The 8,783-nt window shown below is 71.7% G+C and carries 5 protein-coding genes and 1 pseudogene; 2 read left to right on the top strand and 4 right to left on the bottom strand.

What is annotated here, in order from left to right; genetic code table 11:
- Nucleotides 1-306: 306 nt before the first annotated feature.
- Nucleotides 307-599: pseudogene (locus tag BZY54_RS53395) on the bottom strand (glycogen debranching N-terminal domain-containing protein); the annotation flags it as partial.
- 486 nt (nucleotides 600-1,085) lie between these two features.
- Here BZY54_RS53395 and ppdK point away from each other — a divergent pair.
- Together ppdK and BZY54_RS21515 are read left to right on the top strand one after the other, a co-directional pair.
- Nucleotides 1,086-3,833, top strand: coding sequence for a pyruvate, phosphate dikinase (gene ppdK / locus BZY54_RS21510; RefSeq protein ID WP_086726875.1), 2,748 nt, complete (start codon nucleotides 1,086-1,088; stop codon nucleotides 3,831-3,833).
- A 292-nt stretch (nucleotides 3,834-4,125) separates the two neighbouring features.
- Nucleotides 4,126-5,049 (top strand): oxidoreductase, encoded by a 924-nt coding sequence (locus BZY54_RS21515; protein WP_244217270.1) that lies wholly within the window; start codon nucleotides 4,126-4,128, stop codon nucleotides 5,047-5,049.
- A gap of 122 nt (nucleotides 5,050-5,171) precedes the next feature.
- Here the strand turns inward: BZY54_RS21515 and nirD are convergent, their stop codons facing one another.
- The 3 genes from nirD to BZY54_RS21530 form a co-directional block, all read right to left on the bottom strand.
- Nucleotides 5,172-5,528, bottom strand: coding sequence for a nitrite reductase small subunit NirD (nirD, locus tag BZY54_RS21520; protein ID WP_086726879.1), 357 nt, complete (start codon nucleotides 5,526-5,528; stop codon nucleotides 5,172-5,174).
- A complete protein-coding gene (gene nirB / locus BZY54_RS21525; RefSeq protein ID WP_086726881.1) occupies nucleotides 5,525-8,152 on the bottom strand; it encodes a nitrite reductase large subunit NirB in 2,628 nt (875 codons plus the stop codon). Before nirB ends, nirD begins: the two co-directional genes overlap by 4 nt.
- A partial coding sequence (locus BZY54_RS21530; RefSeq protein WP_158103893.1) for an FAD-dependent oxidoreductase occupies nucleotides 8,152-8,783 on the bottom strand: 632 nt, incomplete at its 5' end. The genes BZY54_RS21530 and nirB, both read right to left, overlap by 1 nt.

The raw sequence follows: 8,783 nt of genomic DNA on the forward strand, positions 1-8,783 counted from the left end.
CCCGCCCGCTCGCGTCCCGGGGCTCTTCCGGACAGCGGGCGGGCGGCCGGGCCGCAGTGCGCGCGGCCCTGGTGGGACGCGCCCGGTCACGGGGTGACAGCACCCCGACGGCCCCCACCGCCGTCAGCAGCGCCGGCGGCGCCGCGGCCGACGGGGCCTCCCGCCCACACGCGTGCGGATACGGCACGGGCTGAAGCACGGGTGCCCCGCCCGGACCCCTCGAGGACCTCGGGCAGCCAGTGCCTGCCGGCCGTCGCCGTCGACCAGCGCCTCGGCTACCGCGCGGGCCCCGTCGCGCAGGCCGACCTCCACAAACGAGCCGTCCCCGACGGCCTGCTCCCGGAGCAGCGGGTACGCGCGCGGCGCGTCGCGACCGGCGCGCGGCACCAGCACACAGCGCGCGGTCCCGCCGCGCGCGGCCGGCGTCAGCCCCTCGGGCACCGCACCGTCGACGGTCGGCTGCCAGCGGCTGAGATGCCGCCCGTAGCGGACGAACAGCCCGTCGGGCACCTGCCCGCCGCGCACCCCGGTGATGTCGCCGCCGTCGCCCACGGCGGCGAAGGTCCCGCGTGTACGAGCAGATGATGCCGGTCGGGCAGCTCCGGTTCCCTCTCCTCCCCTCGAGTCCCTGTCGCTTGGTCTTTCCGGGCGTCTCGCCGGGCCTGGGGGACACGGCGTGTGACGGCTCGGGCCGTCCGGACACTCGTCCGCATGGTGAAATCCGGGCGCCTGTGGCAGCGTGATTCTCGCCACCCTTGATAAGGGTGGCGCTCAGATGAGCGGATCTTGAGCGACTGCACCTCATCAAGAAATGGCACTCAGTGCCATCCCTTGATCGTTCATCGATCGAAATCACCCGTGCCGATACCCGCTCATATGAGCGCGAGAAGCGGTCTACAGGCATTGATTCGTTCAAGAAGTGAAAACATCAGGCCGTGGCGGCTTGCCAAGCCTTGACTTTCGATCCGCTGGCGGACGAGTGGTTACAGGCGCATGACGCGCAAGTGGACGTACCAAGGTGCCTTCGATCTGGGTATGTTCCTCGCCGTCAGGGCAGCCACCGCGTCCTCGAGGAGTCGAGACCCGTGTCGGAAAACAAAGATCCCCAGGTAGCCGAGCGCGGCAACAGCGTTGAGGGCGTGAAGTTCGTTTACGACTTCACCGAGGGCAACAAGGACCTCAAGGACCTCCTCGGTGGCAAGGGCGCGAACCTCGCCGAGATGACCAACCTGGGCCTTCCGGTTCCTCCGGGCTTCGCCATCACCACCGAGGCCTGCAAGGTCTACCTCGACAGCGGCGAGGAGCCGGCGGCACTGCGTGACGAGGTGAGTGCGCACCTCGACGCGCTCGAGCGGAAGATGGGCAAGAAGCTCGGCCAGGCCGACGACCCCCTCCTCGTGTCGGTCCGTTCCGGGGCCAAGTTCTCCATGCCCGGCATGATGGACACCGTCCTGAACATCGGTCTGTCGGACAAGTCCGTGCAGGGCCTTGCCAAACAGGCCGGCGACGAGCGCTTCGCCTGGGACTCCTACCGCCGGCTCATCCAGATGTTCGGCAAGACCGTCCTCGGCGTCGACGGTGAGCTCTTCGAGGACGCCCTCGACAAGGCCAAGGAGACCAAGAAGGTCACCGTCGACACCGAGCTGGACGCGGCCGACCTGAAGAAGCTGGTCACCAAGTTCAAGAAGATCGTCAAGACCGAGGCCGGCCGGGACTTCCCCCAGGACCCGCGCGAGCAGATGGACCTCGCCATCAAGGCGGTCTTCGACTCCTGGAACGGCGAGCGCGCCAAGCTCTACCGCCGCCAGGAGCGCATCCCGCACGACCTGGGCACGGCCGTCAACGTCTGCTCGATGGTCTTCGGCAACCTCGGCCCCGACTCTGGCACCGGCGTCGCCTTCACCCGTGACCCCGCCTCCGGCCACCAGGGCGTCTACGGCGACTACCTGCAGAACGCGCAGGGCGAGGACGTGGTCGCGGGCATCCGCAACACCGTGCCGCTGGCGGAGCTGGAGCAGATCGACAAGAAGTCGTACGACCAGCTCATGCAGATCATGGAGACCCTGGAGAACCACTACAAGGATCTCTGCGACATCGAGTTCACCATCGAACGCGGCCAGCTGTGGATGCTGCAGACCCGCGTCGGCAAGCGCACCGCCGGTGCGGCCTTCCGGATCGCCACCCAGTTGGTGGACCAGGGCCTGATCGACGAGGCCGAGGCCCTGCAGCGTGTCACCGGCGCCCAGCTCGCCCAGCTGATGTTCCCCCGGTTCGACGAGCACGCCAAGGTCGAGCAGGTCGCCCGCGGCATCGCGGCCTCCCCGGGCGCGGCGGTCGGCAAGGCGGTCTTCGACTCCTACACCGCCGTCAAGTGGTCCCGTTCGGGCGAGAAGGTCATCCTCGTCCGCCGGGAGACCAACCCCGACGACCTCGACGGCATGATCGCGGCCGAGGGCATCCTGACCTCCCGCGGCGGCAAGACCTCCCACGCCGCCGTCGTGGCCCGCGGCATGGGCAAGACCTGTGTGTGCGGCGCGGAGGAGCTGGAGGTCGACACCAAGCGCCGCCGGATGACGGTGCCCGGCGGGCACGTCGTCGAGGAGGGCGACGTCATCTCCATCGACGGCTCCACCGGCAAGGTCTACCTGGGCGAGGTACCGGTCGTGCCGTCCCCGGTCGTGGAGTACTTCGAGGGCCGGATGCACGCCGGCGCCGACGACGCCGACGAGCTGGTCGAGGCGGTGCACCGCATCATGGCGTTCGCCGACCGCAAGCGCCGTCTGCGGGTGCGCGCCAACGCCGACAACGCCGAGGACGCGCTGCGCGCCCGCCGCTTCGGCGCCCAGGGCATCGGCCTGTGCCGCACCGAGCACATGTTCCTCGGTGACCGGCGCGAGCTGGTCGAGCGGCTGATCCTGGCCGACACCGAGGCCGAGCGCGAGGAGTCCCTCAAGCAGCTGCTGCCGCTGCAGAAGAAGGACTTCGTGGAGCTGTTCGAGGCGATGGACGGCCTGCCGGTCACCGTCCGACTGCTCGACCCACCGCTGCACGAGTTCCTGCCCGACATCACCGAGCTGTCGGTCCGCGTGGCCCTCGCCGAGTCCCGCCAGGAGCCGCACGAGAACGAGCTGCGCCTGCTCCAGGCCGTGCACCGCCTGCACGAGCAGAACCCGATGCTGGGCCTGCGCGGCGTACGGCTCGGCCTGGTCGTCCCCGGCCTGTTCACCATGCAGGTCCGCGCCATCGCCGAGGCGGCGGCCGAGCGCAAGGCGGCCAAGGGCGACCCGCGCGCCGAGATCATGATCCCGCTCGTGGGCACCGTCCAGGAGCTGGAGATCGTCCGCGAGGAGGCCGACCAGGTCATCGAGGAGGTCCAGGCCGCCACCGGCACCCAGCTGAAGCTCGCGATCGGCACGATGATCGAGCTGCCGCGCGCCGCGCTCACCGCCGGCCAGATCGCCGAGGCCGCGGAGTTCTTCTCCTTCGGCACCAACGACCTGACCCAGACGGTATGGGGCTTCAGCCGCGACGACGTGGAGGCGAGCTTCTTCACGGCGTACCTGGAGAAGGGCATCTTCGGCGTCAGCCCGTTCGAGACGATCGACAAGGACGGCGTCGGCTCCCTGGTGAAGGCCGCCGCCCAGGCCGGCCGCGCCACCCGCCCCGACCTCAAGCTCGGCGTCTGCGGCGAGCACGGCGGCGACCCGGAGTCCGTCCACTTCTTCCACGAGGTGGGCCTGGACTACGTCTCCTGCTCCCCGTTCCGCATCCCGGTCGCCCGCCTCGAGGCCGGCCGCGCGGCCTCCCGGTCGCAGGGCAGCGACCACCGGTAGTCCGGACCGCCTGCCGACCGGACCACCGGCCGGCTGGCAGCAGACCCCGGAGTCCTCGTCGTGGTCCCCGACCCTCATGACCGATTGCGACGAGGACTCCGGTCCACGAGAAGAAGGGGCGGCCTCCTGTGCGGGGATGCCGCCCCTTCTCGTGTCCTCGGGGCTCCTCCGCCGCCTGTGGCAGGGCCCGGGGGCGGCAGGCCCTAGGGTGGGGTGCCCTGGGGTGAGGCCGTGGATCCCGGGCCGGACCGACGGGCCGGCCGTCGAGCGCGCCCCGTGTGGAGGAGCTGCCGTGGGCTGGACCGAGCAGGACGTCCCCGACCAGGGCGGCCGCACCGCCGTCGTCACCGGCGCCAACAGCGGGCTCGGGTACGTCGTGGCGCGGGAGCTGGCGCGTCGGGGGGCCCGTGTGCTGCTGGCGTGCCGCAGTGAGGCGCGTGGCGGCGAGGCCGTGGCACGGATCGCCGCCGAGGTGGCCGGAGCCGACGTCGAGCTCGCCCGGCTCGACCTCGGGGACCTTCGCTCCGTACGGGAGTTCGCGCACGCGTACCCGTACGACCGCCTCGATCTGCTCGTCAACAACGCGGGCGTGATGGCGCTGCCGCACGGTACGACGGTGGACGGATTCGAGACGCAGTTCGGGGTCAACCACCTGGGGCACTTCGCACTCACCGGACTGCTGCTGCCGGCGCTGCTCGCCACCCCCGGGGCCCGCGTGGTGACCGTGTCCAGCCTGATGCACGCGATGGCCAACATCGACCCCGGCGACCTCGACGGCGCGCGCGGCTACCGGCGCTGGACCGCCTACGCCCGCTCCAAGACCGCCAACCTGCTCTTCACCCACGAACTGTCCCGCAGGCTGGCGGCGGCCGGGTCGGACGTGGTCGCCGCCGCCGCGCACCCCGGGTACGCCTCCACCAACCTGCAGACGGCCGGGCCGCGCGCCGAGGGCCGCCGCGGAGCCGAACGGCTCATGGTGGTCGCGAACCGCGTCTTCGCCCAGTCCGCCGAGGCCGGTGCCCTGCCCACCCTGTACGCGGCCACCGCGCCCGGGGTGCGCCCCGACTCGTTCACGGGCCCGTCCTTCGCGATGTGGCGCGGTGCGCCGGCCCCGTCCTGGCGGGCCCCCTGGACCCGCGACGACCGTGCCGCCGACCGTCTCTGGGCCGTCTCGCAGGACCTGACCGGAGTGCGGTACGACGCCCTCGAGGCATGAGCGGCCCGCCGCTCAGACCGGAAAACCTCCTGGCCGGAAGGGCGCGTTGGCACCACACGCCACTGCGACGCTTGTGTCGTCATCCAGGCCCGGCCGGAACGATCGGTCAAGAAACCTGAGCGCTAGAGGGCCTGCGCCTGCACCTCATACGCCGCCACCCGCACCGACCCGTCGTCCAGGCACCGCCCGGTCTCCAGGTCGAAGCGCTGCTTCAGCAGCGGGGAGGCGACGAACGGGCGGTCCCGGTGGGTGCCGGTCAGGCCGCGGGAGAGGACCGCGGCGCCGGTGAAGGGGTCGCGGTTGTCGATGGCGTACAGGCGGCCCGACCGGTCGCGGAAGACGGCCACCTGGCGGCCGTCCGGCAGCAGGGCCGCCACCCCGCGGCCGGGGAGCAGCGCGCTCAGGTCGCAGACGGTGAACCAGCCGTCGCGCAGCCGCAGTCGCACCTTCAGGTCGGTCGTCTCGGGTGCCAGGGTCATCGCTGGGCGCTTCCTTCCAGGGTTTCCGCGGGCCGCATGCCGATGGACAGCAGCGGCAGGTCGGGCTTCATCTGGTCGCGTTCGGGGACGAAGCCGACGACCGGGTCGGGTGTGTCGGGGGCGTTGACGAAGGACACGAACCGGGCCAGCTTCTCCGGGTCGTCGACGGTCTCGGCCCACTCGTCGCGGTAGTGCGACACGTGCGAGGCCATCAGGGACTCCAGCTCGTCGCAGATGCCGAGCGAGTCGTGGACCACCACGTCCCGTACGTGGTCCAGGCCGCCGGGGATCCGTTCCAGCCACACGCTGGTGCGCTCCAGACGGTCGGCGGTGCGGATGTAGAACATGAGGAACCGGTCGATCAGGCGGACCAGTTCGGCGTCCGACAGGTCCTGGGCCAGCAGGTCCGCGTGGCGCGGGGTCGCGCCGCCGTTGCCGCCGACGTACAGGTTCCAGCCGTTCGCGGTGGCGATCACGCCGAAGTCCTTCGACCGGGCCTCCGCGCACTCGCGGGCACACCCGGAGACGGCCGACTTGAGCTTGTGCGGGGACCTCAGGCCCCGGTAGCGCAGCTCCAGGTCGATCGCCATCCGCACCGAGTCCTGAACGCCGTAGCGGCACCAGGTCCGCCCGACACAGGACTTCACCGTGCGCAGCGACTTGCCGTAGGCGTGCCCGGACTCGAAGCCGGCGTCGACCAGGCGGGCCCAGATCAGGGGCAGTTGCTCCACCCGGGCGCCGAACATGTCGATCCGCTGGCCGCCGGTGATCTTCGTGTATAGGCCGAAGTCCCGTGCGATCTCGCCGATCACGATCAGCTTCTCCGGGGCGATCTCCCCGCCCGGGATGCGGGGCACGACCGAGTACGAGCCGTTCTTCTGCAGGTTGGCCAGGAAGTGGTCGTTGGTGTCCTGAAGGGCGGCCTGCTCGCCGTCCAGGACGTAGCCGTCGGCGCCGATCGCCGGGGCGAGCGAGGCGACGATCGAGGCGACAGCCGGCTTGCAGGTCTCGCAGCCGTCGCCGCCCCGGGCCTCCTTGCGGCCGTAGCGGTCCAGCAGGTCCTGGTAGGAGGTGATGCGCAGGGCGAGGACGATCTCGTACAGCTCCTCGCGGGTCTGCCCGAAGCAGCCGCACAGGCCCTTGTCGACCTCGACGCCGCTCGCCTCCAGCTCGTCGCCGACCAGCTGGGTGAGCACCTTCACGCAGGAGCCGCAGCCGGTTCCGGCCTTGGTGCACTTCTTCACCTCGGGCACCGTGGTGCAGCTGTGCTCGGTGACCGCGCCGCGGATCGTGCCCTTGGTGACGTTGTGGCAGGAGCAGATCACCGCCTCGTCCGGGAGGGCGGAGGGACCGAGCTGCGTGGCGGCGCCCGCGCCCGCGGGCAGGACCAGCGACTCGGGGGCGACCGGGGGCACCGAACCGGTGAGCGCGCGCAGCGTGCCGTACGCCTCCGCGTCACCCACCAGGATGCCGCCCAGCAGCGTGCCGTCCCGGCCGATGACCAGCTTCTTGTACAGGCCGGCCCGGGAGTCGGAGTAGACGACGTCCAGGCAGCCCTCGGCGGTGCCGTGCGCGTCCCCGAAGGAGGCCACGTCCACCCCGAGCAGCTTCAGCTTGGTGGACAGGTCGGCACCGGTGAACGTCATGTGGCCGGTTTCGTCCGCGGCGATGGCGGCCGCCGCCGTCTCGGCCTGCTCGTAGCCGGGCGCGACCAGGCCGTACACCCGGCCGTCCACCGCCTGGGCGCACTCTCCGATCGCGAACACGTCCGGGTCGGTCACCGTGCGGCACTGCGCGTCCACGGCGATGCCGCCGCGTTCGCCGACCGCGAGGCCCGCGGCGCGGGCCAGCTGGTCGCGGGGGCGGACGCCGGCGGAGAACACCACCATGTCGGTGGCGAGTTCCGAGCCGTCGGACAGCTTCATGCCGGTGACGGCCCCCGACGCGTCGGTCACGATCTCCTGGGTGCCCGTGCCCGTGTGCACGGCCAAACCCATCTCCTCGATGGTGCGCAGGAGCGCTGCGCCGCCGCCCTCGTCGACCTGGACCGGCATCAGGCGCGGCGCGAATTCCACGATGTGGGTGCGCAGCCCGAGGCCCTTGAGCGCGCCGGCCGCCTCCAGGCCGAGCAGGCCGCCGCCGACCACGGCACCGGTGGTCGCCCTCGACTTCGCGTACTCCTCGATGGCGAGCAGGTCCTCGATGGTCCGGTAGACGAAACAGCCCTCGGCGTCCTTGTTCGGGACCGGCGGCACGAACGGGTAGGAGCCGGTGGCGAGCACGAGGACGTCGTAGCCGACGATGAGCCCCGAGCGGGCGGTCACGGTGCGGGCCTCCCGGTCGACGGTCTCCGCCGGATCGCCTGTGCGCAGCTCGATGCCGTGGCCCTCGATGAACTCCATGTCGGTCAGGGAGAGCTCGTCCGCGGTCCGGCCGGAGAAGTACGAGGTGATCTGCACGCGGTCGTACGCGGGGCGCGGCTCCTCGCACAGCACGACCACGCGGTGCGTGGCGGTCAGGCCGCGCTCGGCCAGCGCTTCCAGGAAGCGCTGGCCGACCATGCCGTGGCCGACGAGCACGATCGTGGGGCGGGGCCGGTCCCCACCGAGTGCGGTCGTGGACATCAGGAGCCTCCATCGTTGGTGAGCAGGTGGAGCAGGGGGCCGCCGTCCGCCGGGAGCGGCTCTGCTCCCTCCCAGGCGCGGGCGAGCGCGCCGACGGTGCCGAGTTCGCCGACCAGGACCCCGCCGACCAGGCGGTCGTCACGGACGACGACCTTGCGGTAGGTGCCGCGGGTGGCGTCGGCGAGCTGCACGACGTCGTCGCCGGGGCGGGCCTCGGTCTCGCCGAACGCGGCGAGGTCGAAGGGCGGGTGCGGGCCGGCGAGGGTGAGACGGGTCAGGGAACGGGTGCCGGTGTACCGGGCGCTGGCGTCGCCCGAGAGCAACGCGGCGAGCACGTCGGCCTGTTCGAGGGCCGGTGCGGCCAGGCCGTACACCGTGCCGGCGTGCTGGGCGCAGTCGCCGACGGCGTGGACGCGCGGGTCGGAGGTGCGCAGCTCGTCGTCGACAAGGACACCCTTGTGGACGGCGAGGCCCGCCTGCTCGGCGAGGCCGGTGCGCGGGTGCACGCCGCAGGCGACCACCACGAGGTCGGCGTCGAGCGCGTACCCGTCGGCCAGCTCCACCGAGCGGACCGCACCGCCCACGCAGCGCACGTCCCGGACCCGGCACTCGGTGTGCACCTCGACGCCGA

It is taken from the genome of Streptomyces carpinensis (genome assembly GCF_002154505.1).
Taxonomy (GTDB): domain Bacteria; phylum Actinomycetota; class Actinomycetes; order Streptomycetales; family Streptomycetaceae; genus Streptomyces; species Streptomyces carpinensis.

Coding starts and splice junctions, on each gene's coding strand:
- nirB (WP_086726881.1), bottom strand. CDS start 8,152: ATGTCCACGACCGCACTCGGTGGGGACCGGCCCCGCCCCACGATCGTG.
- nirD (WP_086726879.1), bottom strand. CDS start 5,528: ATGACCCTGGCACCCGAGACGACCGACCTGAAGGTGCGACTGCGGCTG.